This is a genomic window from Clostridium sp., assembly GCF_047718555.1.
GTDB lineage: Bacteria > Bacillota > Clostridia > Clostridiales > Clostridiaceae > Clostridium_I.
Genome location: NZ_JBDNRK010000019.1, coordinates 42,423 through 69,416 on the forward strand (window position 1 = coordinate 42,423; position 26,994 = coordinate 69,416).

Annotated in this window: 21 protein-coding genes and 20 tRNA genes; 3 read left to right on the forward strand and 38 right to left on the reverse strand. The window is 32.2% G+C overall.

What is annotated here, in order from left to right; genetic code table 11:
* Positions 1–165 precede the first annotated feature (165 nt).
* From ABF633_RS09500 to ABF633_RS09510, 3 genes are all read right to left on the reverse strand, one after another.
* Complete coding sequence (locus ABF633_RS09500; protein WP_415523466.1) at positions 166–306, reverse strand: hypothetical protein; 141 nt, start codon at positions 304–306, stop codon at positions 166–168.
* A gap of 503 nt (positions 307–809) precedes the next feature.
* On the reverse strand, positions 810–1,196 hold the full coding sequence (locus ABF633_RS09505; RefSeq protein WP_415523467.1) for a hypothetical protein: 387 nt from the start codon (positions 1,194–1,196) through the stop codon (positions 810–812).
* Positions 1,197–1,280: 84 nt separating this feature from the next.
* Positions 1,281–2,237: a GH25 family lysozyme gene (locus ABF633_RS09510; protein WP_415523488.1), complete on the reverse strand. Its 957-nt coding sequence runs from the start codon at positions 2,235–2,237 to the stop codon at positions 1,281–1,283.
* A gap of 602 nt (positions 2,238–2,839) precedes the next feature.
* Between ABF633_RS09510 and ABF633_RS09515 the strand changes: the two genes are divergently transcribed.
* Positions 2,840–3,517: a manganese catalase family protein gene (locus tag ABF633_RS09515; protein ID WP_415523468.1), complete on the forward strand. Its 678-nt coding sequence runs from the start codon at positions 2,840–2,842 to the stop codon at positions 3,515–3,517.
* 479 nt (positions 3,518–3,996) lie between these two features.
* Here the strand turns inward: ABF633_RS09515 and splB are convergent, their stop codons facing one another.
* Positions 3,997–5,004: a spore photoproduct lyase gene (gene splB / locus ABF633_RS09520; protein ID WP_415523469.1), complete on the reverse strand. Its 1,008-nt coding sequence runs from the start codon at positions 5,002–5,004 to the stop codon at positions 3,997–3,999.
* 142 nt (positions 5,005–5,146) lie between these two features.
* On the opposite strand from splB, the gene ABF633_RS09525 reads away from it, so the two are divergent.
* The gene (locus tag ABF633_RS09525; protein ID WP_415523470.1) at positions 5,147–5,689 is read left to right on the forward strand and encodes a DUF4865 family protein; all 543 of its coding nucleotides are present in this window, start codon (positions 5,147–5,149) and stop codon (positions 5,687–5,689) included.
* A 277-nt stretch (positions 5,690–5,966) separates the two neighbouring features.
* On the opposite strand, the gene ABF633_RS09530 is transcribed toward ABF633_RS09525, so the two are convergent.
* The 24 genes from ABF633_RS09530 to ABF633_RS09645 all read right to left on the reverse strand — a co-directional run bounded on the left by ABF633_RS09530 (position 5,967) and on the right by ABF633_RS09645 (position 11,080).
* Positions 5,967–6,043: transfer RNA gene (locus ABF633_RS09530), tRNA-Arg, on the reverse strand.
* An 83-nt stretch (positions 6,044–6,126) separates the two neighbouring features.
* Positions 6,127–6,200 (reverse strand) — tRNA-Gly (locus ABF633_RS09535).
* Between the two features lie 6 nt (positions 6,201–6,206).
* A tRNA-Pro gene (locus tag ABF633_RS09540) sits at positions 6,207–6,282 on the reverse strand.
* An 8-nt stretch (positions 6,283–6,290) separates the two neighbouring features.
* Positions 6,291–6,366: transfer RNA gene (locus ABF633_RS09545), tRNA-Lys, on the reverse strand.
* A 72-nt stretch (positions 6,367–6,438) separates the two neighbouring features.
* Positions 6,439–6,513, reverse strand: a tRNA-Gly gene (locus ABF633_RS09550).
* Between the two features lie 56 nt (positions 6,514–6,569).
* Positions 6,570–6,653 (reverse strand) — tRNA-Leu (locus ABF633_RS09555).
* 5 nt (positions 6,654–6,658) lie between these two features.
* A tRNA-Lys gene (locus ABF633_RS09560) sits at positions 6,659–6,734 on the reverse strand.
* Between the two features lie 10 nt (positions 6,735–6,744).
* Positions 6,745–6,819: transfer RNA gene (locus tag ABF633_RS09565), tRNA-Gln, on the reverse strand.
* Between the two features lie 6 nt (positions 6,820–6,825).
* A tRNA-His gene (locus ABF633_RS09570) sits at positions 6,826–6,901 on the reverse strand.
* Positions 6,902–6,906: 5 nt separating this feature from the next.
* Positions 6,907–6,983, reverse strand: a tRNA-Arg gene (locus ABF633_RS09575).
* 7 nt (positions 6,984–6,990) lie between these two features.
* Positions 6,991–7,064, reverse strand: a tRNA-Gly gene (locus ABF633_RS09580).
* Positions 7,065–7,070: 6 nt separating this feature from the next.
* A tRNA-Gly gene (locus ABF633_RS09585) sits at positions 7,071–7,145 on the reverse strand.
* Between the two features lie 132 nt (positions 7,146–7,277).
* A tRNA-Leu gene (locus tag ABF633_RS09590) sits at positions 7,278–7,361 on the reverse strand.
* Between the two features lie 5 nt (positions 7,362–7,366).
* A tRNA-Lys gene (locus tag ABF633_RS09595) sits at positions 7,367–7,442 on the reverse strand.
* 10 nt (positions 7,443–7,452) lie between these two features.
* Positions 7,453–7,527, reverse strand: a tRNA-Gln gene (locus tag ABF633_RS09600).
* Positions 7,528–7,533: 6 nt separating this feature from the next.
* Positions 7,534–7,609, reverse strand: a tRNA-His gene (locus ABF633_RS09605).
* A gap of 5 nt (positions 7,610–7,614) precedes the next feature.
* Positions 7,615–7,690: transfer RNA gene (locus ABF633_RS09610), tRNA-Lys, on the reverse strand.
* A 13-nt stretch (positions 7,691–7,703) separates the two neighbouring features.
* Positions 7,704–7,780, reverse strand: a tRNA-Arg gene (locus tag ABF633_RS09615).
* A 7-nt stretch (positions 7,781–7,787) separates the two neighbouring features.
* Positions 7,788–7,861, reverse strand: a tRNA-Gly gene (locus ABF633_RS09620).
* 4 nt (positions 7,862–7,865) lie between these two features.
* Positions 7,866–7,941 (reverse strand) — tRNA-Pro (locus ABF633_RS09625).
* Between the two features lie 110 nt (positions 7,942–8,051).
* A complete protein-coding gene (locus tag ABF633_RS09630) occupies positions 8,052–8,522 on the reverse strand; it encodes a metallophosphoesterase (RefSeq protein ID WP_415523471.1) in 471 nt (156 codons plus the stop codon).
* 169 nt (positions 8,523–8,691) lie between these two features.
* Entirely contained in the window at positions 8,692–9,294 is a 603-nt protein-coding gene (locus ABF633_RS09635) for an XTP/dITP diphosphatase (RefSeq protein WP_415523472.1), read from the reverse strand.
* Positions 9,291–10,040 carry a ribonuclease PH gene (rph, locus tag ABF633_RS09640; RefSeq protein WP_415523473.1) on the reverse strand — a complete coding sequence of 250 codons (750 nt, stop codon included), beginning with the start codon at positions 10,038–10,040 and terminating at the stop codon, positions 9,291–9,293. Before rph ends, ABF633_RS09635 begins: the two co-directional genes overlap by 4 nt.
* Before the next feature lie 59 nt (positions 10,041–10,099).
* Positions 10,100–11,080, reverse strand: coding sequence for an AIR synthase family protein (locus ABF633_RS09645; RefSeq protein ID WP_415523474.1), 981 nt, complete (start codon positions 11,078–11,080; stop codon positions 10,100–10,102).
* An 82-nt stretch (positions 11,081–11,162) separates the two neighbouring features.
* Here ABF633_RS09645 and ABF633_RS09650 point away from each other — a divergent pair, with 82 nt between their 5' ends.
* Positions 11,163–12,761 (forward strand): hypothetical protein, encoded by a 1,599-nt coding sequence (locus ABF633_RS09650; protein WP_415523475.1) that lies wholly within the window; start codon positions 11,163–11,165, stop codon positions 12,759–12,761.
* Between the two features lie 153 nt (positions 12,762–12,914).
* On the opposite strand, the gene ABF633_RS09655 is transcribed toward ABF633_RS09650, so the two are convergent.
* The 10 genes from ABF633_RS09655 to ABF633_RS09700 form a co-directional block, all read right to left on the reverse strand.
* Positions 12,915–14,564 carry a peptide ABC transporter substrate-binding protein gene (locus tag ABF633_RS09655; protein ID WP_415523476.1) on the reverse strand — a complete coding sequence of 550 codons (1,650 nt, stop codon included), beginning with the start codon at positions 14,562–14,564 and terminating at the stop codon, positions 12,915–12,917.
* Positions 14,565–15,010: 446 nt separating this feature from the next.
* On the reverse strand, positions 15,011–16,441 hold the full coding sequence (gene gatB / locus ABF633_RS09660; protein ID WP_415523478.1) for an Asp-tRNA(Asn)/Glu-tRNA(Gln) amidotransferase subunit GatB: 1,431 nt from the start codon (positions 16,439–16,441) through the stop codon (positions 15,011–15,013).
* Between the two features lie 14 nt (positions 16,442–16,455).
* A complete protein-coding gene (gatA, locus tag ABF633_RS09665; protein ID WP_415523479.1) occupies positions 16,456–17,916 on the reverse strand; it encodes an Asp-tRNA(Asn)/Glu-tRNA(Gln) amidotransferase subunit GatA in 1,461 nt (486 codons plus the stop codon).
* A 97-nt stretch (positions 17,917–18,013) separates the two neighbouring features.
* Positions 18,014–18,301 (reverse strand): Asp-tRNA(Asn)/Glu-tRNA(Gln) amidotransferase subunit GatC, encoded by a 288-nt coding sequence (gene gatC / locus ABF633_RS09670; protein WP_415523481.1) that lies wholly within the window; start codon positions 18,299–18,301, stop codon positions 18,014–18,016.
* 314 nt (positions 18,302–18,615) lie between these two features.
* A complete protein-coding gene (locus tag ABF633_RS09675) occupies positions 18,616–18,891 on the reverse strand; it encodes a hypothetical protein (RefSeq protein ID WP_415523482.1) in 276 nt (91 codons plus the stop codon).
* Positions 18,892–19,137: 246 nt separating this feature from the next.
* Positions 19,138–21,132: an NAD-dependent DNA ligase LigA gene (gene ligA, locus ABF633_RS09680; RefSeq protein ID WP_415523483.1), complete on the reverse strand. Its 1,995-nt coding sequence runs from the start codon at positions 21,130–21,132 to the stop codon at positions 19,138–19,140.
* A gap of 306 nt (positions 21,133–21,438) precedes the next feature.
* On the reverse strand, positions 21,439–24,816 hold the full coding sequence (locus tag ABF633_RS09685) for a UvrD-helicase domain-containing protein (protein WP_415523484.1): 3,378 nt from the start codon (positions 24,814–24,816) through the stop codon (positions 21,439–21,441).
* Between the two features lie 260 nt (positions 24,817–25,076).
* On the reverse strand, positions 25,077–25,415 hold the full coding sequence (locus ABF633_RS09690) for a YerC/YecD family TrpR-related protein (protein ID WP_415523485.1): 339 nt from the start codon (positions 25,413–25,415) through the stop codon (positions 25,077–25,079).
* Positions 25,416–25,482: 67 nt separating this feature from the next.
* Positions 25,483–26,199: a pseudouridine synthase gene (locus ABF633_RS09695; protein WP_415523486.1), complete on the reverse strand. Its 717-nt coding sequence runs from the start codon at positions 26,197–26,199 to the stop codon at positions 25,483–25,485.
* 15 nt (positions 26,200–26,214) lie between these two features.
* Positions 26,215–26,919, reverse strand: coding sequence for a lytic transglycosylase domain-containing protein (locus ABF633_RS09700; RefSeq protein ID WP_415523487.1), 705 nt, complete (start codon positions 26,917–26,919; stop codon positions 26,215–26,217).
* Between the last annotated feature and the right edge of the window lie 75 nt (positions 26,920–26,994).

Sequence of the window (26,994 nt, forward strand, 5' to 3'; positions counted from 1 at the left end):
GATATTATAGATGATCAGTATCTTGAATATAAATTTTTTATTAATAAAAGCACCAGTATTTCTACCAGTGCCGTCTAAAAAGGGGTACCAAATATGCTATGGTACCCTTTAATGTTACTCTTACAATATATTTTTGTAAATATATATTAACTAATTTTGTGATCTTTATTCTTTAAAGTAAGTAAAATTACATGGCTGACCTTCACAATTCATTACAATTTCCTCATCTTCAACTGCATAAATCTTTTCATCATCCAAAAGATTCTTATTTAATTCAACATCCTTATTAACATTTTTATTATCCATAATACCTACCTCCTAAAAATAAATTATATATCAAAAGAATTAATTTTAATTGCTAATAAATATTAATTATTATTTAATATTTATTTTCTATAATTCTATTATAATACATAATTTATATTTTTCAATAGATTTTTTGATAATTTTTTAATTTATTTCTGCATTAAATTTCTGTGATTTAAATTTTACCCTGACTAACTTGGCGTAAGTCTCCCACGCACTCTGTGAAAGTGATCCACACCAAATTAAAATTTAGGTTCTCTACTTGCATTCTGTGAAAATGATTCACACAAAATCCAAGATTTTGGTTCTCTGCTTGCACACAGCGAAAGCGATTCACACAAAATCCAAGATTTTGGTTCTCTGCTTTTCTTCAAGTGGGAGTTCAACGCCAAATAAGCCATACATTCGCAGTTCTAAAATTCAGATGGGATAAAAGAATCCCCACCTGAATTAAGAACTTACTTCAATACTTCTACCAAAAATCCTCCCCTAAGGGAGGTAAGTTATTTTTCTGTTGAAATAGCTCCTGAAGAATTTTTTAAGCTATTGACTTCCAAAACAGTACCTTTAATTATATTGTAAATCTCCTCATCTGTAAGTCCAGTCTTGTCTCCAATAAGCTCTAATACCTTACTATGCTTAAAAGTACCCGACCAGTCATTTTCTTTGCCCAACTGTTCTACTGCTTTAACTGCATTTTTAATCATTGCTACATCAGAATTATATTTATCTATACCTATCTTCTGTATCAATTGCTGTTTCTGTAATTGTAAAAAGTCTTTATGATTATTATAGAGCTGCTTAGCGTAATAAGTTATTATACCTATAAATGTACTTATAATTGCACCTAGAATTGGTATTAAAATTTGACTTAATATTATTTCCTTCAATTTTCATTCCCCCAAATATATTTTTATAATTCTAAAAAATAAACTTCTCACTATACTATTTATTTAGTAAAACGACTATTTATGCTATACATTTTCATCAAGAAATTTACTCCAGGTTATTAATCCAACGATTCCATCTGCCACTAAACCATGTTTTGCCTGCCAATTTTGCACTTGCACTTTTGTTTCATTTCCAAATATGCCATCTCCCTTAGCACCTACACGCATTTGAATATATCTAGTTGCATATTCATAATGGGGATATATCACTCCATCCACAGGTCTCGAATAAATTTCTTCCACTGCCGCTACTGTCTTAGGTCCCCAAATTCCATCTTGTGAAAGTCCCATAATTCTTTGAAATTCTTTTATAGCTGCTGTTGTTAGTGAACCTTTTATGCCATCTACTGCTAATCCTTTTTTAAGCAGTGTATTAAGTTGTAATTGAATTATCCTTATCGTTGGATCTCCTGTTTCCTGCGGTTGTTTTGGATTTATTGTTGAACCTGCACTGCCAATATCAAATAGCATATCTGTGCTAAAGATATCCATATCCACATTACCCTGTATTCCATTTATCTTTCCAGTCCAACTATATTGAATACCAGCATAGCCATTAGTATCTGTAGGTCTAGTATTGGGTTCTGCTATCCATATCTTATTTTTAGGAAGACCAGACTTATCAGCCACGTTGTGAGCAGCATATAACAATAAAGCAGAATTTTGAGCCATGAATTGCGATAAAAAGCTCATGTCTGGATTAGAAACTTCATAATCCAGTACTGGTTTTAAATCCTGATCATACTTACCTATAGTATCCATAAAATGTCTATACTCACCTACTGGATTATTTTTAGCTGCAAAATGATAAAATCCAATCTTTAAGCCTTGATCTTTAGCATTTTTGTACTGGATGTCCATTAAAGGATTTACATAAGTCAAACCTTCAGTAGCCTTTATATAAACGGCTTCAACCCCACTATCCTTAACAGCACTCCAATCCGTAATTATAGTGCCGCTATAAATGTCTATCCCTTTCATTACCAAAATAATCATTCCTCCTCAATATAATTTTGTACAAGCTATATTAATAATATATGCTGAACTTAGCAGCTTTGCTTATTAACTAAATAAAATTTAATCTAGTATTCTATCCATATCTTATTGAACACAACAAAAGCACCAGTATTTCTACCAGTGCTTTTCCATATATTATATAAGTTTAAAAGGAGTAATTCTTATATTTATATAGTACATAGCTTTTGTTACAGTTACTTTTCAATAATATGTCCATTGCTTTAAGTATAGGTTAATAAACTTTAACATGAAATCTATCCATAATTTATAATCATTGTATCTTTAAATGCATCAGAAAATAAAATTGATGTGAAATAAACTATATTTGTTGAATTTATAAGTATTATAAAAAACCAAGTTACTGCTACGGATATTGTAACTATAAAATATCTTTGCACCTGCTTTTTTATTGTCTAATATATTCCAAATATCTGTCAACAATCTAACTGCAATGAAAAATCATTGAATATCATCACTGTTTATATATTATTCTTAGTTAAATTTAAAGAATAAATTTAAGATTTATGTAAATAATAAATTCGTATTTAATTATGGAGGTGTTATATTTGTTCAGACATGAAAAGCAATTACTAAATAATTTACAGGTAAAAGTTGCAAGCCCTAATCCTCAATACGCTGTACTTATGCAGGAACAGCTGGGTGGTGGAAATGGTGAACTAAAAGCCGCAATGCAATATATTTCTCAAAGTTTTAGAATAAAAGATCCAACAATAAAAGACTTGTTTCTTGATATAGGTACAGAAGAACTTAGCCACATGGAAATAGTTGCAGAAACTATAAATTTATTAAATGGACATGAGGTTAATCATGAAGCTGTAGGGAGCGGAGAAATTGAAACTCATACACTTACTGGATTATCTCCAGTTTTAATCAATTCTTCAGGAGCTCCATGGACTGCTGATTATGTAACAGTTACTGGTGATCTTGTAGCAGACATACTTTCAAATATAGCTTCAGAGCAAAGAGCCAAAGTTGTATATGAATATTTATATCGTCAGATAAATGATAAAGAAGTAAGAAATACCATAGATTTTCTATTAAATCGTGAAGAAGCGCATAATGCACTATTTAGAGAAGCCTTAAACAAGGTTAAAGATACAGGATCAAATAAGGATTTTGGTGTAACAGAAGACTCTAAATTATATTTTGACCTATCAACACCAGGTAAATATTTTGATGCACCTAATCCTACAGAACCAAGTTTCGCTAACCCACGTAGATAAATTTGGGCGTAATTCTGGTAAAACTATTTCTTCAATATTGCATAAATTAAAAATATCTGTGAAGAATATAATTATCACTAAATCTCTTTATATAGCTTTTTAAGATTAGCAAACTAAAAAGGTACACAGTATCTATAAGTGTACCTTTTTAATGCTTGTACATATTTATATGTGAAGTTTGTGTGATTCAAGCAAAAGCACCCCTTGCAGTATCCATGCATAAATGTGTTATGCTAACTTTAGTTACATCACTTCCATAAGATAAAAACATTCCTGCCGCTGCTGCTCTAGTATTAGCATAGTCTTGAAATCCTATTGAATGATCGCCTGTAACTAGCCCTTGTACACTATTAACTTTTCCTATTATAGAAGCACCACTTATTGTTAAACTAGAAATTGAATTTGTACTTGTTATAATGCTTCCTGAAATAGTACCACTGGTTATTGTTCTTCCACTTAATTTTCCAGTGGTAAGGCTCTTATATAATATAATTTATACTTGACTCATGGAAATATTTCTCTATATTTTCTTTAAAAAATCTTTTCATATAATTTATTTCTTCATCTTTATACAGATATTTTCCATATCCAAATTGACCATATTTAAATTTTCTTATTTCCTCTTCCATAGGCAATATTGTTTTGGGATATACCGTTAAAATATTCTCCTTTGCCCTTTTAGTAAACCTATGGGATATTATTTCAAAAGAGATATTTGAATTAATAAAGCTATTTCCAATTTTATCTATGATAACTTTATATTCATCTTCCCAATTAGGATACAAAAACACAGGTGCAATTATAAATCCTAAATTATATCCAGCATTTAAAACTTTCATTGCTGCTTTAATTCTATCCTCAACTTTAGGAGTCCCATGCTCAAATTGTTTTATAATTTTATTTGTATTTACACTAAATCTTATGGTTGTTCTCCCATTATGATTTAAATTAAGAATATCATCTACATCTGTAAATTTAGTTACAAATCTGAAATATCCATTATTACTTTTCCCAAAATGAGATATAGATTTTCCCAGATTTCCGGTATAAGGTTCAACAGGAATTGGATCAGAAGTCGCTGCTCCTTCAAATATTGTAGTGTCTGGTAATCTATCTTCAATATATTTATCTGCATTATTCAATATTTCATCTATATTTACATAGACTTTAATATATGGCTTTTTGCCCATTTGCGTATTGAGATAACAGTACTCACACATCCCCATGCATCCACTTACTAATGGCAATTGATAATGGGCTGATGGTTTACATGATTGAAATTTATAAGATTTTCTTACCCCTACTACCAAAGTATTCTTACCCTCAAAATACATCTTAGAAGCCGTATCTCCTGGTATTTGTGTCACTCTTCCACTTTTAGAATATATTAATTGTATATCTTTATCTTTAAAATACTCTAACATATCTCTTCCTGTTTTATATTCTAATGCTACTTTTTCAAATATAACTCTTTTAGGTTGAAACAATATTATTCACCTCAAAAATAGTATGCCAATATACTAAAAAATAATACTATAAAAAAATTTACAACACACATACTAATAATTATTTTACTTAACTCTAACTTAGGAGTAAATTAAACTTATAAAATAGAAATGAGGGATAATTATGATTGGTATGCAATATAAAGTTACACTACCTAGCGATTACGATATGAACATCATTAGAAAAAGGGTAAGAGATAATGGTTTTAAGACAGATGGATTTCTAGATTTACAATTTAAAGCTTATCTAATTACTGAAAAAGATAAGAATAAAAATTTATATAATTCATATTCTCCTTTTTATATTTGGAATACTAATGTTGGCATGAATAAGTTTCTCTTTGACGGGTATTATGATAACATTCTTAATTCTTTTGGTTGGCAGCAGATTAATATTGGGATTCCATTATACACGAAAACAAAGTCAAATTTCGCTGATAGTACACACGCTCTTGAAATAACAGGCACAATACCTGAAAGTGCTAGTTTAACTACTTTTAAGGAACAACAATTAGATTTAGAAACTAACTATGAAATTCTTGGAGAAACTTGTATCTATAATCCAGACAAATGGGGCTTTAGTAAAATATATTTTTTTAAAGAAACACCTTACCAACTTCATGATTTAGGTACAATTTATGAAATATTACACATATCTCTCGGTTAATAAAGAAGTTATAAAAGAATAACAGTTAAGACGGACTATATTATTAGTCTGTCTTAATTATATATAAGATAATACCACATAATTAATTGATTGTTAAATTATAACAATAAAAATTTTACTATTAAATTATATATTTCTAAAATTCGCTATAACTATTGATCTTACTAAATTTATAAACCACTCTTCTAAAAGAAACTAAATGTTTCTATAACTTTTATGGAAAAATAAAAATACAAGCCAGTTTACATCATTCGTAAACCGACTTGTATCAAGACTTTGGTGCACCCAGGGGGAGTCGAACCCTCGACCTTCAGATTCGAAGTCTGCAACTCTATCCAACTGAGCTATGGATGCATAAACATAAATAAAAATAAACTCAAACTTAAAAGCCAAAGTTAAAAGTCAGAGCTTGTAATCTATACTTATTAATTATTTATTGGAGCGGGTGAAGGGAATCGAACCCTCGTAATCAGCTTGGAAGGCTGACACTCTACCATTGAGTTACACCCGCTTAGTGTGGTCGGGGTGACAGGGATTGAACCTGCGACCTCATGGTCCCAAACCACGCGCGCTCCCATCTGCGCCACACCCCGATATAAAATGGTGCGTCTTCAGGGACTCGAACCCTGGGCACCCTGATTAAGAGTCAGGTGCTCTACCAACTGAGCTAAAAACGCATATTCTTTAATGATACTAAATCTATAATCTTAATTACAACCCACTTACATATTTGAATAACTAATATTTTATGGAGCGGAAGACGAGATTCGAACTCGCGACGTTCACCTTGGCAAGGTGACGCTCTACCACTGAGCCACTCCCGCTTAAGCTTCAATGCTAATTTATATAAAGACATCCACAATAATATCAATTTTAATATTGGTGCAGGTGAAGGGAGTCGAACCCCCATGCCATAGGCGCTAGATCCTAAGTCTAGTGCGTCTGCCAATTCCGCCACACCTGCATCATTGGTGGCTTACCGGGGAATCGAACCCCGGACAACATGATTAAAAGTCATGTGCTCTACCAACTGAGCTAGTAAACCATATGTAATTTGGCTGGGATGGCAGGATTCGAACCTACGAATGCAGCAGTCAAAGTGCTGTGTCTTACCGCTTGACGACATCCCAAAATAGTGGGGTGAATAAAGGGACTCGAACCCTTGACAACCAGTACCACAAACTGGCGCTCTACCAACTGAACTATATTCACCATAATGGTGCGTCTTAAGGGATTCGAACCCCTGGCCCACGCCTTAGAAGGGCGTTGCTCTATCCAGCTGAGCTAAAGACGCATTTTATTGGAGCGGGTGAAGGGAATCGAACCCTCGTAACCAGCTTGGAAGGCTGGCACTCTACCATTGAGTTACACCCGCATATATTGGAGCGGAAGACGAGATTCGAACTCGCGACGTTCACCTTGGCAAGGTGACGCTCTACCACTGAGCCACTCCCGCTTAAAAATTCATTAACAATCTAAACTTTCAAATAAAAAATTAAAATTATATATTTTTACTGCTAAAAATTATGTAGTTAAGATATTTTTTATTTATACATATAAATCAATAAGAAAATGTCAACAAAAGTATTGGTGCAGGTGAAGGGAGTCGAACCCCCATGCCGTAGGCGCTAGATCCTAAGTCTAGTGCGTCTGCCAATTCCGCCACACCTGCATCATTGGTGGCTTACCGGGGAATCGAACCCCGGACAACATGATTAAAAGTCATGTGCTCTACCAACTGAGCTAGTAAACCATATGTAATTTGGCTGGGATGGCAGGATTCGAACCTACGAATGCAGCAGTCAAAGTGCTGTGTCTTACCGCTTGACGACATCCCAAAATAGTGGGGTGAATAAAGGGACTCGAACCCTTGACAACCAGTACCACAAACTGGCGCTCTACCAACTGAACTATATTCACCATAATGGTGCGCCTTCAGGGACTCGAACCCTGGGCACCCTGATTAAGAGTCAGGTGCTCTACCAACTGAGCTAAAAGCGCATTTTGTTTTTAATGGTGCGTCTTAAGGGATTCGAACCCCCGGCCCACGCCTTAGAAGGGCGTTGCTCTATCCAGCTGAGCTAAAGACGCATTTTATTGGAGCGGGTGAAGGGAATCGAACCCTCGTAACCAGCTTGGAAGGCTGGCACTCTACCATTGAGTTACACCCGCTTGGTGGTCGGGGTGACAGGGATTGAACCTGCGACCTCATGGTCCCAAACCACGCGCGCTCCCATCTGCGCCACACCCCGATAATTTAATTCATTTTCGTTTTGCTTGCCGCCACCGTTTGACGACAAAAATTATTCTACACTAAGTTCCTTTGTTCGTCAATAGTTTTTTGGATTTTTTTATTATATTTTTATATAGTTTTTATATTAGCCTCTATATTTCCATTAATAATTTCTATGATAGCTATGCTATTTTTTCCATTTCGCGGCATAGAAACACTACCTGGATTAATAAATAATATTCCATCCTCTTTTATTACTGCTGCTATATGTGTATGACCAAATAATACCACATCTGCCCCTGTTTCCATTGCTTTATATTTAAGATTTATAAGGCTGCTTTTTACATTGTAATTATGTCCATGAGTTATAAAAAATTTCTTGCCATCTAGTATTTCTAATCTTTCACTAGGTATATTTTTCGTATAGTCACAATTGCCGCTCACATTTATAATATGTCCATTATAATATTGTTTTATTTCTTCTATATCCTCTACATTATCTCCTAAATGTATTATTAAATCACATTCTTTTACATGTTCACAGGCATTTTTTATATATCCCTTTAATTTATGTGTATCACTTAGTACTCCTATTAGCATATAAGTTTTCCTCCCTATAAGGCATATTCAAATAAATAACTAGTCAGTATGCTAGCCTATTTTGAATCCTACTGCGTCAGCAGAACCCTCAGATAGCCAAAGCTATCTTGGTCACCGCTTCCTTGTTGGATTCAAAATATTCGTCCCATCTTTGACTTACTATTTATTTTCACATGCCTAACTCTTCCTTCAATTTCTTTTTCAGATTATTTAATGCCTTTCCCCTATGGCTTATACTATTTTTTTCCTTATTAGTCATTTCTGCAAAGGTCTTTTCCAATTGTGGTACATAAAACAGAGGATCGTATCCAAATCCATCTTTTCCCCTCTTCTGTTCAGTTATAAAGCCTTTTATTTCTTCCTGTACTCTAATTTCTCTGTGATTATCTATGATAAGCACTAAAGCACAGACAAATTTAGCTTCCCTTTGGTTTTTATTTTTTTCTTTTAGCATATTAAGCAATTTTTTATTATTTTTTTCATCATTTCCGTGCTCTCCTGAAAATCTTGCTGAAAGAACTCCTGGTGCTCCATTCAAAGCATCAACCATAAGCCCTGAATCGTCCGCTAACACCATATAACCTTCTGTAACATCATATACCTCTTTGGCTTTCTTATAAGCGTTATCCATGAAGGTATTTCCATCTTCTAATACATCTATATCAATATTTAATTCTCTTAAAGAGAATACATGTAGTTGAAAGTCTTTGAGAATTTCTTTTATTTCCCTAATCTTTCCTTGATTATTACTTGCCACTATAAGCTTATTCATTTCCTATCTCCTGTTCCAATCCAAAGTGCATCCATTTTAAGACTACGTTTTTCAATTTCAATCATCTTCTTTATACCATTTTGCCCCAAATCCATTAGTTGATTTAAATCTTTTCTTGAAAAGGGCTTTTCCTCTCCAGTACCTTGTATCTCTACAAATTCTCCATCATCTGTCATTACAATATTCATATCCACCTGTGCATTAGAATCTTCTGCATAACACAGATCTAAAAGTTTTTCATTATTTACTATACCTACACTTATGGCACTTAAATATTTTCTAATTGGATATACCTTAAAATTCTTTTTCCTATGTAATTTGTTTACAGCATCTACTATAGCTATAAATGCGCCAGTAATAGCAGTAGTACGTGTCCCACCATCTGCCTGAATTACATCGCAATCAACCCAAAGTGTCTTTTCTCCAAGGGCCTTGAGATCGACTACTGACCTTAGCACTCTTCCTATGAGTCTCTGTATCTCCATAGTTCTTCCATCTATTTTTCCCCTTGTTATATCTCTAATTTTACGAGTTTGAGTTGCTCTAGGCAGCATATTATATTCACAGGTAATCCATCCTTCTCCTTTGCCTCTTATAAATATTGGTACTTTATCCTCAATAGATACATTGCATATAACTCTGGTGTCACCAACCTCAATATAAACCGAACCTTCAGCGTATTTAGTATAGTTTCTTATTACATTAACAGACCTCATCTGATCAAATTTTCTTCCGTCAAAACGCATAAAATCCTCCAAAAAATTAATAGCTAATTTACATTTCTATCATTATTGATTGTGATTTTCTAATTTATAATTTTAAATAATTCATCACTATCCGGTGGTGTCACATCTTCTTCTCTGCCATTTCTTATAATAATAGTTTTCTCTTTAGTAATACTTCCTATTATCACAGCTTCTATATTGCTTTTATTTAACAAATCTACTAATTTCTGTCCATTACTGCAAGTTATAAGCATACTGCCTGAGGATATGAATCTTAGTGGATCCACACCAAATTCATCGCATATCTTTCTGGTAACCTTACTTATTGGCATGGAATCATAGTTCACCTTAAAACCGCATCTACTGGCACTAGATACTTCCCACAATGCACCTAGAACTCCTCCTTCTGTTATATCATGCATACTGTTGACTCCGGCCTGGCCGCAAATTCTACCTTCCTTTACCACACTTATATTTTCTATATATCCCTTAGCTTCTTCTATCTCTTCTTCTGTAAGTAATTTATTGACTCTTTCAAATTTGTCATTTATTGCAATGAAAGTGCCCTCCATTCCAAGCTTTTTAGTAACTATTATATAGTCTCCGGGCTGTGCATTGGCTGTTGATACTGCAGAATTTTTTTTACCCTTTCCGATGGCAGTACAGGAGACTATCATTCTATTTACTGCGCTGGTTACCTCTGTATGTCCACCCAATATCTCCAGATTTAACTTTTTACATTCTTCACTTATCTCCTCCATAACCATCTTTATGTCTGTAAGTGTTGAAGTTTCAGGAGCCATTATAGTTACAAGTATCCCCAAAGGTTCAACTCCACAGGATGCAATATCATTACAATTAATATGCACTGCAAGTTTTCCTATTCCATTTTCCGAACCCGTTATAGGATCTGTAGACACTACACATTCAAAGTCACCGAATTCTATAACACTGCAATCTTCTCCAATCCCTCCCCTAATTCTTACATCCTCCCTTTTTATTCCTCTGTTACTATCAATTATTTTCTGTAATTCATAAGAATCAAGTTTACCAACCTTCATAAAAATCTTCCTTTCTAAAGTAATTATATACACAATTATAGCTATTATTTCATATTATGCTATATAGGATTACTTTTAGGCGGTGTTTATTTTGAGATATATAGGACCTTTTTTAAAGATCAATTGTTTAAATAAAGAAAATATAAAAAATCAATTATTTCACCTTGCAAAAGAAAGTGAAAAAATCATTGTATTGTATTCCAAATTTGGTGTTTCAGCCTATACTAAAGATTTCAGACACAAAATTATTCCTAATAATGATATTAGCACATTTAATTCATTTTCTCCACTTTTATGCATATACAAAAAAGGAGATTGTGAACTTGAAAATTCAGATAATAAATTCAAATGGGCAGAAGAAAAATTTAAGAAAGAAATACCAATATCAAGTAATGCTTTTATGACATTATCACTACTAGAATTATCTAGATATTACAAAATTTTAGAAACTATTCATTCCGATAAATCAAATTTAAGCTACGTTTACAATGACCTTGCAAAAAAACAGCTTGAGTTCTATGCTGCTAATCTCCGAAACTTCGAAGGTGTTTTTATAGACAAAAAAGATATATCTGACTCTTCAGAACCAGAAGTGAGATTTGAAGAAAAATCTAGCAATTTTAAATTTTCTGATCAAGCATTACTTATGGCTGCTTTTTATAGTTGTTCTCAGCTTTGTAATGTCAAAGATGCTCTTCAATTTAAGAACTTCTCCTTTGACATATTGAAAATGCTTAAAGACTACAAGGAAAGCATATACGATCTATCCTCAGATGAAATTTCAAAGGTTTGTTTAGCTTTAAATGTATTCTATGATCATTCTAAAGATAAGAAGTCACTTTCTCTTCTTTTAGATTTGTATGACTATCTGTCAGAAAATTTAGAACCTAACCCTGAGGATATAAAAGCTATTGATATAAGCCTTCAATGTTTATTATTCATAAATTCAGCCCTTATATATAAGCATACAGGACTTTTAAATTATAAAGAGGATTCAATGAAAATTTTAGACAAAATAAAAAAAACATATAATCCTGAAAATCAAATGTTCGTAAAGGATACTGATAAAAAAGAAATAGACTATAGTTCTGAAGAAATATTATTGTATGTTGTAAGCACTTTATTATCTCCTGAAGAGGATGAAGATGCATCAATGATTTCTAACATATTTAAGCATCAAATTATTGAATCAGGAATTATTAACAGTTGGCCTGAGGTTCCAAGCCTCGGAAATCCAGAAAGGTATAAAAATTTTTCTCTCCATTCTGATGACCTGCTAGATGAACAAAATTTTAAAATGCCTTCTATGCCAACTCCCGAAGCCTCAAAAACAGCCCCTGTATTCTTAAAATCTGTAACCTATAATAAAAAGAAAAATAGCTTTATTAAATCAAAAAATAGCTTTTACAGCAGTCAAAATATGTTTTTATTTTTTTTGTTCATATATCTATTTAAACCTGATTACAAAATGGCTTTAAATAGATTAGAAAAAGGAAAATCCTATAAAGATAACTCCCAATTAGTATTTGAAGATTGCGATTACCAAAAATACAATAATGTTACCAAAAATAATTCCAACGTCGTTAAGAATAATAACTCTAAAAATAACAAGAGTGATAAGCATAAAAGGCACAAAGATACTGATAAAAAAGCACATAATACTAACGATTATAATTCTTAGCTCAGAAGTATATGTCACATTATGCATATTAGTACAAATGGTTGGATATCATTTATATTAATTAACCTTATATAATAATTATTATTTTAGATACAATTGTAAATCCAGGAAACTCTCACTTCTATTAGTTGAGAGTATCTCACTGGATTTATATTATTTCTCCTGTAAATTTTCTATTAATAAATTTCCAAATTTATTTAGTTTTAATCCTTCTATAGAACTCTTTGAGCACACTACAGTATTCTTTGAATACAAAGGGATTACAGGTATATTCTTTATTAATTCATCAATACATTTATTGTATATATCATTCTTTTTATTTTGATCTTTAGTAACATCTCCAGTATACATAAGATCATCATAGGTAAGATCTTTAAAACCGTATTTATTGTAAGGAGAATTAGATCTCCAAATTTCTAAAAATGACATGGGGCTATTATAATTTATATTGTATTCACCCAAATACATATCATAATTATTGCTTTTAATAACTTTACCAATTTCTTCACTGCTGTATCCCTGAAGATCAAATTTTATATTATTAACTACGGCTGCTTTGTTATTGGAATTATTATTTTTTGCAAGAGTATTATTTATCATTTTAACAATATCTTCACAGATTTTTTTATTATCTTCATTATCTACATATATAAATTTTATTATATCTTCTTTATTATAATTACTGTTATTAAGATATTTTAAAGCTTCATTCTGTGAATTACTGATAATACCTTTATTCTTTACTTGTGATAAATTCATTCCTTTTGGGAAATATGAAGATATAGCTTCTCCACAATCACCAACCACATTATTCTTTAGCTCATTCCTATCAATGGCTAAGCTTACACCTTCTCTGAAATTATAATTTGAGGCCATATTTTTACTATTAAAATTAAAGAATAGCCCTTTAACTGAAAGATCAGGAAAAATACTAGCCTCACCTTTACTTTTTAATCTATCTATCTCCGTTGAAGGTGGATTTAAAAAAATATCAACATTGTTATAGGTTTCAAAATCAGCTAAAGAATAAGCACTTCCATTTTTATTTGTAGCTAACATAATTTCATTACTTTTAACTGAATCTTTAAACACATAGTTTTTGTTTTTGCTTAAAAGTATATTTCCACTACTATCTACCTCTTTAATGGAAAATGCACCTGAATAATTTATATTTTCATAATCCTTTTTCCAATTGGCAATATTACTATCAATTTTTCTAAGACCATACATTGGTTGAGCTAATAGTTCTAAAAAATATGGACTGGGATAATTTAATCTTATCTGAACCACATTTTGTTTAGGCGCTGTAATAGCCACAGTTGAAAAATCTTTATTACCAGATACAAAGTCAGATACACCGTAAATACATTTTAATTCATATCTATACACACTATTATAATCTTGAGATAATATACCCCTAAAAAAATCTACGAAGTCCTGAGCTGTAATATCACTTCCATCACTCCATTTTATATTATCCTTTAATGTAAAAGTATATACTAATCCATCCTTTGAAATGTCGCAATTTTGAGCCAATGCATAGCCCACACTGCTATTACCATTATTATCTTCTTTGTCATAAACCAGCCCCTGAAATAATATTCTTTCCAGTTCTCTTACTCTAGAGGAATTCACATCAGTTTTACTTAAATCATCTGGTAAATTTCCTATATCATACATTAGATATCTATTCTTTTGACTAATTGTACTTATATCGTCTTTTTTTTCTACGCATCCAGAAAAAATTAGAATTACGCAAATAATAATTAAAATTATACTTAAATATCTCTTTAAAATTTTCATACACACATACCTTTACTAAAACATACTTTTAATCAAGTTTAAGCAGTAAAAACTCTTTATTAGAAGCTTTCAATTCTATTTAATATCCTAATTATATAGATACATTAGAATAAAAACTGTACTACTACTTATAAATTATTTCTTTGAAAATACCCTGCTATTAATCATTATTAACATTTGTTGCCTGTTATAAACAATATTTAATGTATGGACAGAGCATTTATATTATTAATCATAAGAAAGCAAAAGAACACCAATAACTCCAAGATATATAATGGATTATCAGTGTTCTTCTGTATTTAGTTATTACAATTATTTTTTATTCAGCCTAATTAATATAATATATTAGCTGCAATTAAAATTATTCATTTAATAAATAAAATTTAGTCAACATCTGTTTAAAATGAATAGCATTATTGTATATATTATTATTTAATGATTAAATTTTAATAGTTTTTTATTTCTTCATTAACAAGCTTATTTACAATCTGAGGATTTGCCTTTCCCTTGGTTTCTTTCATAACAAGCCCTACAATAAATCCAAGAACTCTTTTTCTTCCATTTTTATAATCTTCTATGGATTTCTCATTATTGTCTAATATGTTCTTTACTACTTTAAGAATTTCATCTTCATTGCTATTTTGAATTAATCCTTTTTCTTCAATAACGATTTTAGGATCCTTACCCGTGTCAAACATATCAACAATAACTTTTTTTCCTATGGCATTAGATATAGTACCTGAATTTATAAGTTTTATAAGTTCTGCCAACTGCTCTGGAGTAAATTTTAAATCCTCCACCCATACAGCATTTTCCTTCATTATTTTAGATATATCACCCATAAGCCAATTTGAAGCAGCTTTAGCATCTCCACTTGCCAGTGCAGCCTTTTCAAAGAAATCAGCCATAGACATAGTAAGGGTAAGCACTCCTGCATCATATTTAGGAATTTTAAACTGCTGAACAAATCTAGCCTCTTTTTCATAAGGAAGTTCTGGTATTGTTTTTCTTATCTCTTCAATCCATTCATCCCCTATATTTAAAGTTACAAGATCTCCTTCAGGAAAATATCTGTAATCATTGGCAAATTCTTTACTTCTCATTATGGCGGTTACATTGTTGTTATCATCCCATCTTCTTGTATCCTGAGTAAGCTTTTCTCCATTTTCTAAGGCCGCTATTTGTCTTTCTATTTCATAGTTTAAAGCTTTATCTAGTGCTTTAAAAGAGTTCATATTTTTTATTTCTGTTCTTACACCAAATTTATCAGAACCTTTTTCCATAACAGAAATATTTGCATCACATCTAAGAGACCCCTCTTCCATCTTACAATCGGAAACACCAATGCAGGAGAGTATACTCTTTAATTTTTCAAGATATTGTACTGCTTCTTTAGGGCTTCTAAGGTCTGGCCTTGATACAATTTCTGCTAGAGGCACTCCTGCTCTGTTAAAATCAACAAGAGTTCCTACTCCTGTATGTAGAAGCTTACCTGCATCCTCTTCTATATGAATTCTCTCTATTCCTATTTTTTTAGCGCTGCCATCTTCCAATTCAATTTCAATATATCCATCTGTGCAAAGAGGCAATTCATCCTGGCTTATTTGATAATTTTTAGGACAATCCGGATAGAAATAATTTTTTCTATCCATTCTTCCGTACTTAGTTATAGAGCAATTTAATGCAAGACCTGCTTTGATTCCGTACTCTACTACTCTTTTATTTAAATGCGGAAGTGCACCAGGAAGGCCCAGACACACAGGACAAACATGAGTATTAGGCTGACCTCCAAACTCTGTTGTGCATCCACAATATATTTTAGTTTTTGTTGAAAGTTCAGTATGAACTTCAAGTCCTATTACAACTTCATATTCCATTCTATTCACCATCCTTATTCAACTACTGCAGTTTTCTTATGCCAATCAGTAGATGCTTCATAACTGTAAGCAAAATTAAACAAAAGATCTTCTCTAAAGTAATTTCCTATAAATTGCAGGCCTACTGGTAAATCATTTACAAAGCCGCAAGGTACTGATATAGCTGGAAGTCCTGCAATGTTTATTGGAACGGTATAAACGTCTGACATATACATGGAAACTACATCTTTAGTTTTTTCTCCAAACTTAAAGGCAGTTGTAGGTGATGTAGGTGAAATTAGTACATCAAATTCTTTAAATACTTTTTGAAAATCCTGCTTTATAAGATTTCTAACCTTTAGCGCCTTCTTATAATAAGCATCATAATATCCTGCAGATAGAGCATATGTACCCAACATTATTCTTCTTTTAACTTCTTTTCCAAAGCCTTCACTTCTGGATTTAGAATATATGTCCACAGCATCCTGTGCATCCTTAGATCTATGTCCGAACCTTATTCCATCAAATCTTGCTAAATTTGATGAAGCCTCTGCAGAGGATATTATGTAATAGGCTGCTAGTGCATACTCAGTCAATGGAAGTGAACATTTTTTTATTTCAGCACCATTAGCTTCAAGAACTTTTACAGCTTCTTCTATTTTCTTTCTTACATTGTCATCAAGACCTTCTCCGAAATATTCTTCAGGTATACCTATCTTCTTACCTCTTACATCTTTTACCAAACTCTTTTTATAATCCTGTACAGCTGTATCCACTGTAGTGAAATCCATTTTATCAATACCTGCAATGTTCTGAGTTAAAAGCGCACAGTCTTCTACATCTCTTCCTATAGTTCCAACCTGATCTAAAGTGGAACCAAAAGCCACTACCCCGTATCTGGATATTCTTCCATAGGTAGGTTTAAGGCCAACTACACCGCAAAAGGAAGCCGGTTGTCTTACAGAGCCGCCAGTTTCAGTTCCAAGGGCTATAGGTGTTTCAAGGGCCGCAACAGAAGCCGCTGACGCCCCAGAAGATCCTCCCGGAACATATTCATTATTCCAAGGATTTATTACCTTTTTATATGCACTATTTTCATTAGAAGATCCCATGGCAAATTCATCCATATTGAGCTTGCCAAGTATTATTCCATTATTTTCCTTGATTTTTTGCGTGACAGTAGCATCATAGGGAGAAATATATCCTTCCAGTATTTTAGATGCACAGGTATTTTGCATTCCCTTTACATTTATATTATCTTTTATACCAACAGGTACTCCTCCTAAACCCTCTAAGATTTCTCCCTTTGAAATCTTTTCATCCAGTTTTCTAGCTTCACTTACAGCCTCTTCTTCAGACTTATACAAATAAGCGCCTATCTTTTTATCGGTCTTATCTATTCTATTTAGAAAAGCATTAGTCACTTCTTCTACTTTAACTTCTTTATCTTTTATTAAATCCTTTAACTCATGGGCTTTAAGCTTATGTAATTCCATATTTTTACCTCCATTATTATCTTTAAAGCAGTTAATAGGGCATCTCAAAATAAACAACAAATAAGGATGCCTAAGAATAATATAATTAAAAACCAGCTTATTCTATTATTTTAGGTACCATTATATATTCTTCCAACTTTTGAGGTGCATTATCTAAAACTGATTTAAGCTCCATTGAAGGTTCTATTTCATCTTCTCTGAATTTATTTTCAATATAATAAGGATTAACAATTATATCTGTATCCTCTATATTAAGTTCATCCAATTTTTCTATGTAGCCTAAAACTTTATTAAGATCATTTATCAATTCTTCCTTTTCTTCTTCATTAAAGCTGAGTCTTGCAAGCTCTGCAACATACTCTACATCCTTTTTCGAAACTGACATATTATTCCTCTCTTCCCTTTAAATATTTTTTATCAGGTGTAATTTTTATAAGACAATCATCTTCTACTCATAGTCATTAAAAACTGTTCTAGAATGTAATGATTCTATTTATCACCAAATTAAATTATACAATATATTATTGCATAATCTCAAATAATTTAAACAAAATTATTCATAACAAATAAGGTTACCTTATAGGTAACCTTTGACTCTAAAAATATAATACTTTAATTAAAAACATCTTAAAACTTGTAATCATTATATACTAGAAAATTTAAAATTTCAAATTATTTTTTTATTTTAATGTTTAGATATTAAAATACTCCTATGTACATGAAAAACACAGTTCCTATTGCAATAAGCGTACAAGAAATTGAATAAAAAAGATTCTGCGATCTTTCTCTTTTGTCCACAAACATCCCAACTGCCCAAATCATCATTGTTAAAGTCATACATAACTGAAATGTATTATATGAGTCAAAATAACTTATTTGACGAACAAATAAATAAGTAGTAAGCAGTGTACAAGTTAAAGTGAGCATTGTTAATAAAACCAATATCCACCCAATAATGTTTATTGCCTTCTTCATTTTATTTCCTCCTAATTCGCTCTCTCAATATACGGCATATTCAAATAAATAACTAATCAGTATGCTAGTCTATTTTGCATCCTACTGCGTCAACAGAACCCTCAGATAGCTCACTATCCTCAGAACCTGTTTCCTTGTATGATTCAAAATATCCGTCGCATCTTTGACTTACTATTTATTTTCATATGCCTAAATACTAATTCATTTTTTTACAATTGTAAATGTTTTTTCGTAAAAATACAGTTACTAATTGTTTAATATTTTGTAAAATTCTTCTTCAGTTATAATTTTCACTCCCAGTTCTATGGCTTTATCATATTTAGATCCTGGATTTTTTCCTGTAAGTACATAATCCGTCTTTTTGCTGACGCTGCCGGAAACCTTTGCCCCCAAGGCTTCTATCTTTTCTTTTATTTCATTTCTACTGAAATTTTCCAAAGAACCTGTAACTACTATAGTCTTATCCAAAAATGGATTATCTGTGACCTTTTCTTCCTCATAATAAGGCTTTATTCCTATATCAAGAAGTTCATATATAGTTTTTATTATTTTGTCCTCATTGAAAAATTCTAAAACACTTTTAGCTACTATTTCACCTATATCCTGTATAGAAATTAATTCCTCATAAGTACAATTTTCAATTTTCTCTAAATTTTTGAAATTTTTCACTATATCCTTTGCTGTTTTCTTGCCAACATTCACTATACCTAGAGCATATATGAAAGATGATAATTCACAGTTTTTACTTTTTTCAATGGCTTTTATAAGTTTCTCTGCCTTTTTATTCGCAAATTTATCCAGTTCTAAAAGCTGTTCTTTTTTTATTTTATATAAATCGGTTATAGTTTTTATGTCCATTTTTTCAAACAATTGTTCGGCAGTTTTTTCATTAAACCCTTCAATATTCATTGCCTCTCTGCTGGCAAAATGCACTATGCTTTTTACTAACTGAGGCTTGCAGGATAATGTATTTTCGCAAAAATAATGCACACCCTCCTGCACAAGTTCACTTCCACAATAGGGACATACTTCCGGTGGTTTTATCTCCTGTTCCTCATCACTATTATCAGCTACACCCATTATTTCAGGAATAACATCATTAGACCTGCGGACAAAGACATTACTTCCAATCTTTACTCCTTTTCTCTGTATATCATCCATATTATTAAGAGTTGCTCTTTTTACTGTTACACCTGCAAGTTCCACTGGCTGCAGTATGGCTGTAGGAGTAACTCTTCCACTTCTGCCTACATTCCACTCCACAGAAAGGAGCTTAGTTGTAGCTTCTTCAGCCTCAAACTTAAAGGCTATTGCCCATTTAGGAAATTTAACTGTATAGCCTAGTAACTCTCTTGTCTTCATATCATCTATAGCAATAACTGCACCATCTATATCATAATTTAAAGTTTCTCTCAATTTTTTTACAACTTCTACTTCTCTTTCTATTTCTTCCATAGTAGAACATTCTCTTATGTAATCATCCATGGGAAAATTTCTTTCAATTAAAAAATTCAACATTTCCATATAGGTTTTAAATGGTTTTCCTTCATTATAGCCTACGTCATAAAAGAAGGCAGAAAGCTTTCTTCTGGCCGTTTCTTTCACATTTAAATTTCTAAGGGCCCCTGCTGCTCCATTTCTAAGATTTTTAAGTGGTACCACTGCTGACTTGTTGTATTCATCGAAAGCCTCCTTTGTCATTATAGCTTCTCCATGAACCTCTATTACAGCATTATTTTTAATTCTAAGTGGAATAGATTTTATTGTTTTTACCTGCTGAGTTACATCCTCTCCCACTTCACCAGTACCTCTTGTGGCGGCCTTTATTAAAATTCCAGCTTCGTCATAGGTACAATTTATAGTTAATCCATCAAATTTTTTAGTTACAATATACTTAATTGGCGGCAATTTTTCTTCATGCAAATCATTATAACTATTAATAAACTTTAAATTTCTGTTGTGCCATTCTTCAAGTTCATTAATAGATTGTGCCTTATCAAGGCTCCAAAGCCTGGCTATATGTGTATACTTTTGAAATTCTGGCAATACAACATCACCAACTCTAACAGTTGGTGAATAAGGATAAACTTTACCTGTTTCTTTTTCCAAAGCTAAAAGTTCATCATATTTTGTATCATATTCCTTATCGGAAACAGTAGGATTATCCTGTGCATAATATTCATAGGCATACCTGTTTAGTTCTTCAATAAGCCCTTCCATTCTTTTTAATTTGTCATCCATATTTTAACCTACTCCGTTCATACTATTTAGGCATATTCAAATAAATAACTAGTCAGTATGCTAGCCTATTTTGAATCCTACTGCGTCAACAGAACCCTCAGATAGCTCAACTATCATCAGAACCTGTTTCCTTGTATGATTCAAAATATTCGTCGCATCTTTGACTTACTATTTATTTTCACATGCCTTAGCTTAAATATCGTAAAGAAACTAAATGCCTAAATAGCTATTTTCTCGAATATTTTCCAATTAATAAAGCAATCCTATGAACTACTTATCAATATCGTATTAATATTTAACTGCAATTTATATAAGCTGTAATGGAGCTAAATCCAATCTTAAATTCTTTATTCCCATATTTTTAAAGGCAATAGTTAAATTTATATTACCATCTTTTTTGCTCACAGCTACAATAGTTCCCTCTCCAAATTTAGAATGTTTTACCTTTCTCCCTGCTGCTGCTTCACTTTCTGTAAGTGGTTTTAGATCCTTTTTAGCTGGAACCATATCAGCTTCCAATATGCTTTCAGCATATTTGGTGGAAAAGCCTTTATTAAACACTGTATTCTTTGGAGGTATATCTCTATTATTAAAAGAAAATCCCTGCATACTGCTTCCATGATTATTTCCAACGCTAGAAAATTTATTGACAGCACTATTTCCCTTTGTATTTATATTAACATATTCTTTCAATTCCCTTGGAACCTCAGCTATAAAGTCTGATTCTCCGTAGGCAACAGTTCTTCCAAAAACCTTTCTCGTTTGGGCTGAGGTCATGTATAACTGCTCCTTTGCCCTGGTAATGCCTACATAGGCTAACCTTCTTGATTCCTCCATCTCTGAAAAATCTGTGAGAGATGCAGCCCCTGGGAAAATACCATTCTCCATTCCAACCATAAATACCACAGGAAACTCAAGTCCCTTTGCACTATGAACAGTCATCATTACAACAGAATCTGCATCCGTATCATAATTATCCACATCTGCTACTAAGGCAGTTTTTTCTAGGAAGGCAGCGAGAGTCTTATCCTCAGAATTGTTTTCAAAATCTACTGCTGCAGAAACTAATTCCTGAAGATTTTCTATTCTTGTTTCATCCTGTAAATCATTGGATTTCTTTAATTCTGCAAGATAACCCGTTTGTCCCAAAAGTTCTTCGATTAGAGTAGAAACCCTGATTTCATCCTTTCTTATGACAAAGCTGTTTATTATACTTATAAACTTATTTATTGCTGAAACATTTCTAGCTGTAAGTCCCGGTATATTCTGTATATCCAATAAAGAACTATATATACACTCTTCAATTTCATTAGAAAACTTTTCAATTTTATCTACAGTAGTTCCACCAATACCTCTTTTAGGCACATTTATTATCCTCTTTAAACTGATATTGTCTAAGGGATTGCAAATAAGCTTTAAATAGGCCATTATATCCTTAATTTCTTTTCTGTCATAGAATTTAAGCCCTCCAATTATTCTATAGGGAAGCTGTCTTTTCATAAATACATCTTCAAATAATCTGGACTGAGCATTAGTTCTGTAGAGCACTGCAAAATCCTTATAGGCTCTGTCACCTGAATCCATGGCTTTCTTTATTTCATTAGCTACAAACTCCGCCTCTTCAATATCAGAATAGCTTCTATACATCCTTATTTTATTTCCATCTTCACTTCTCGTCCTAAGCAGCTTAAAATGCTCATGAGGATTATTCTTAATAACTCCATTAGCCGCCTTTAAAATATTTCCCTTTGATCTGTAGTTTTCCTCAAGCTTTATTACCTTTGCATTAGTATAGTCCTTTTCAAAATCCAGTATATTCCTTATATCTGCTCCTCTCCAGCCGTAAATGCAGTTATGAACTACTACATTTTCACATATATATTGTCTTAAATAGGGGATAGATAAGTCATAGACATAACCATCGTAATACTCAAAGTCAACTGCCTTTACAATATCTTCTACAATCTCTCCATTATCACATACGGCTATACTCATGGTCGGCTTTATATTTCCAAAGGGCATAAAGGAAAAGCTTTTATCTTTAGTTAATTTTGCTTTTCTAGCTATATCAAGATCTTCTTGAGTCTGCATTATCTTTTTGGCAAAGTCCTCTGTATCATCATAATTTCTTCTCTCTGTCTCAATTCTCCAGGTATCAGACTTTTCTTTTCTAACAGAAAAACCGGCACTTTCCATATTGGCTTTAATCTTTTCACCACTGGTAATTAAGCTTATTCTATGAGAATAATAATTTGCTTCTTTTGATTTTTTACAGGAGAAAAAATTAATATTTACAGTTCTCCTTGCAGTATTTCCTCTGATTACAGCATTAGCTCTGTGATGTGGATAATCTTCACTTAAATAATTTTCTTCAAAGAGCTTATCCGCTGCCTCATAAGTATTTATTTCTGAAAAAAGTTTATCCAGTTGTTCCTGAGATAATGTAATCTTTCTATCCTTTGAATAAAAAACGGCTGTAGGTATTCCGTATTTTACTGAAAAATATTGTTCATAATATGTAGCTTCACCTTTATCTCCACACACCTTTAGTATCCACATTTTATCAGCTTTTTCTTGATTTAACCTTACAAACATGCCATTAACAGGATCACCGGCTTTTCTGCTTCTTACACTTTGTGTCTGACCAATTCTATATCCCATACCCCTTTTAAACATGAGATACACATAATAAGCTTCCTCCTGCACATTTAATCTGGCAAAAGTAAGATGATTTGGTGTAGCCTTAACTACCTTTCCTGAGACAGTTGTCAATTTAACCATAAGCCCTCTATATGACTTTTTCAATACTTTTTTAACTGTTCCCTTTAATGTACTTCCATTTCCTCCTGCACATAGAACATTGTCATTTTCCTTTATAGTCTCAATAGGAACCACTTTATCTCCTAGATTTACCATAGTACCCTCTGGCAGGCACTGATCGTCATCTCCTACCACGCATATATTCTTATGCTCTTTTGCTAAAAGTCTCGCTAATTCATACTGGGCCTTATTGGTATCCTGATACTCATCTATCATTATATATCTGAATTTTCTCTGATAGAACTGAAGAACATCCTCATGCTTTTTAAATAGCTCCACAGTTTTAAATATTAAATCATCAAAATCCAAAGCATTATTTTCTTTTAGCCTTTTCTGATATAATAGATATACTTCTGCAATTCTGTTTAATCTGAAATTATTTTCATTCTTTCTCTTATATTCCTCTGCGGATACTAAATCATCCTTTTGAGCTCCTATTTTAGATATTATCTCCTTATCGGTTATATCTTTATCATTAATTCCAACTTCCTTTATGCATTGATTTATCAAGGTTTTTTGATCTGCGCTGTCATATATAGTAAAATTTTTATTATATCCCAATTTGTCTATTTCTCTTCTAAGTATTCTTACACAGCTGGAGTGAAAGGTAGATACCCACATATTATCAGCCTCACTGCCCACAAGCTGACGAACTCTTTCCTTCATCTCCTGAGCTGCTTTGTTAGTAAAAGTTATAGCTAATATTTGTGAGGGATAAATATTTAAATTTTCAATCATATTAGCAATTCTGTAAGTGAGAACTCTAGTTTTACCAGAACCAGCCCCTGCCAAAACAAGCACAGGTCCATCTACTGCTGTTGCTGCCTCGTATTGTTCTCTATTCAATAGTTTCTTCAAATCCATTATATTTGCCTCCTTGTGTTTCTATAACTTTTAAATAATCAACAACTATACTGTTTAAATAGCTGTTGATTATTTAGAAGTTTTTCATTGGCTATTATTTATTATATCATTCTAGTATATGATTTAAACATATATTCTAAAAAGTGTTTATCCAAACATTAATAGTTTATTTTATAGTAAAGTAAAAGTAATGCTTCTCACTTTAGATAAAGAAAAGGTTCACTGTTTTCACTTCAGCAAACCTCTTTAGATATGTACAATTATTTTTCTTCGTCCTTATCATCACTATTTTCTTCTGATTTTATTATTCCAAGTCTTTTTAATACTATAGTATATCCATCACTGCCATAATTAAGGCATCTGTTAACCCTACTTATAGTGGCAGTACTGGCCCCTGTAGCCTTACCTATATTACTATAGGTCTGCTTTTGCACAAGCATTTTAGCAACCTGCAAACGCTGCTCAATAGCCTTAACTTCATTTATTGTACATATATCCTCAAAAAATCTATAACATTCTTCTTTTGTATTCAAACTCAAAATAGCATTGCAAAAAAAATCCATATTTTCACTTTCAAGTTTCGATTCATACTTTGCCATTTAATTCACTCCTCTGCAAAAACCATTAAGTAAATTTTATCATTATTCCTTAGCATATTCTATTGTGTTAAATTTCTTTTAAAACTCTTAATTCTTCCTCAGTTAGTTCTCTATAAGCCCCTTCCTCTATACTTTCATCTAATTGAATAGGCCCAAAACTAACTCTTTTTAAATATACAACTTCTTTATTTCTTGCTAAAAACATTCTTTTAACCTGATGAAATTTCCCCTCCTGAATAGTTACCATGACCCTAGATCCATTACAATCAGCACTGAGTATACTAAGTTTTGCAGGCATACATTTGTATCCATCATCTATTTCTATTCCCTCTTCAAAAGCCTTTATGTCATCATCATCAACATCTTTATTGATCTCTGCATAATACACCTTATCCACATGCCATTTAGGTGAGATCATTCTATGGTTTAATTCTCCATCATTTGTTAAAATAAGCAGCCCTACAGTATCTTTATCAAGTCTGCCTACAGGAAAAGGATTAAAAGAAGCATGATATTCTTCCAGAAGATCCACTACAGTTTCATCAAAATTGTCAAAGGTAGCAGAAACTACTCCATCCGGTTTATTCATCATTAAATAAATATATTTTTTATATATTAGCGGCTCACCATTAACATTTATTCTATTTTCATTTACATTCACCTGTATATTACTGGATTTTATTTTCTCTCCATCCACTTCTATTAAACCGCTTTTAATTAATTTCTTTACATCTTTCCTAGATCCATAACCAGAATTAGCTAAAACTTTATCTAATCTTTCCATTTTAAAGTCCACGTCCTATATGTTTTGATAATATTTTGAAACCTTTGCTACGTAATCCTGTGTTTCGCTTGGAAGCTTATCTATATTTTCCCCACTCTTTTGTACTGCCCCAGGGCCAGCATTATAAGCGGCAATAGCCATCCTATAATTTCCAAAAGTATCAAGCAAACTCTTTAAATACTTCGTACCACCATCCACATTTTCATTTACATCATAGGCGTTATCTACTCCAAGCTCCTTTGCTGTACCAGGCATTAGCTGCATAAGTCCCATAGCCCCTACGCTGGATGTAGAATGCGGGTTAAAGGAGGATTCCTGTTGTATAACTGCTAATATAAGTTTTTTATCAACTCCATATTTTTTAGAAGCATTATCAACAGCCTGGTCTATGGTTAAATTATTAGTTTTCATATCTGTATTAATATCATCACTTATACTATTATTTCCACTTAAAGCTGATCCAGTGCTTAAGTTATCCAGTTTTGTTCCAGCACCATAGCCAATTTTACTCAAATCACTATTACCTAAAAAATTTAATTTATTGATATCAATATCTCCATTATTGTCTTTAGTAGCATCTAACATGCTTTGCATTAACATATTAAAGATATTCTGCTGTGTATCTGATTCACCAGAAAGAGAACTATTCTGAGATATACTATTAAGCATTTGACTCATTAACTCATATTGTAAAACACCTGTAACATCATTTGTCTGCATACTATCACCTTCAAAATTAATTTAACCTGACTAACTTGGCGTAAGTCTCCCACGCACACAGCGAAAGCGATTCAC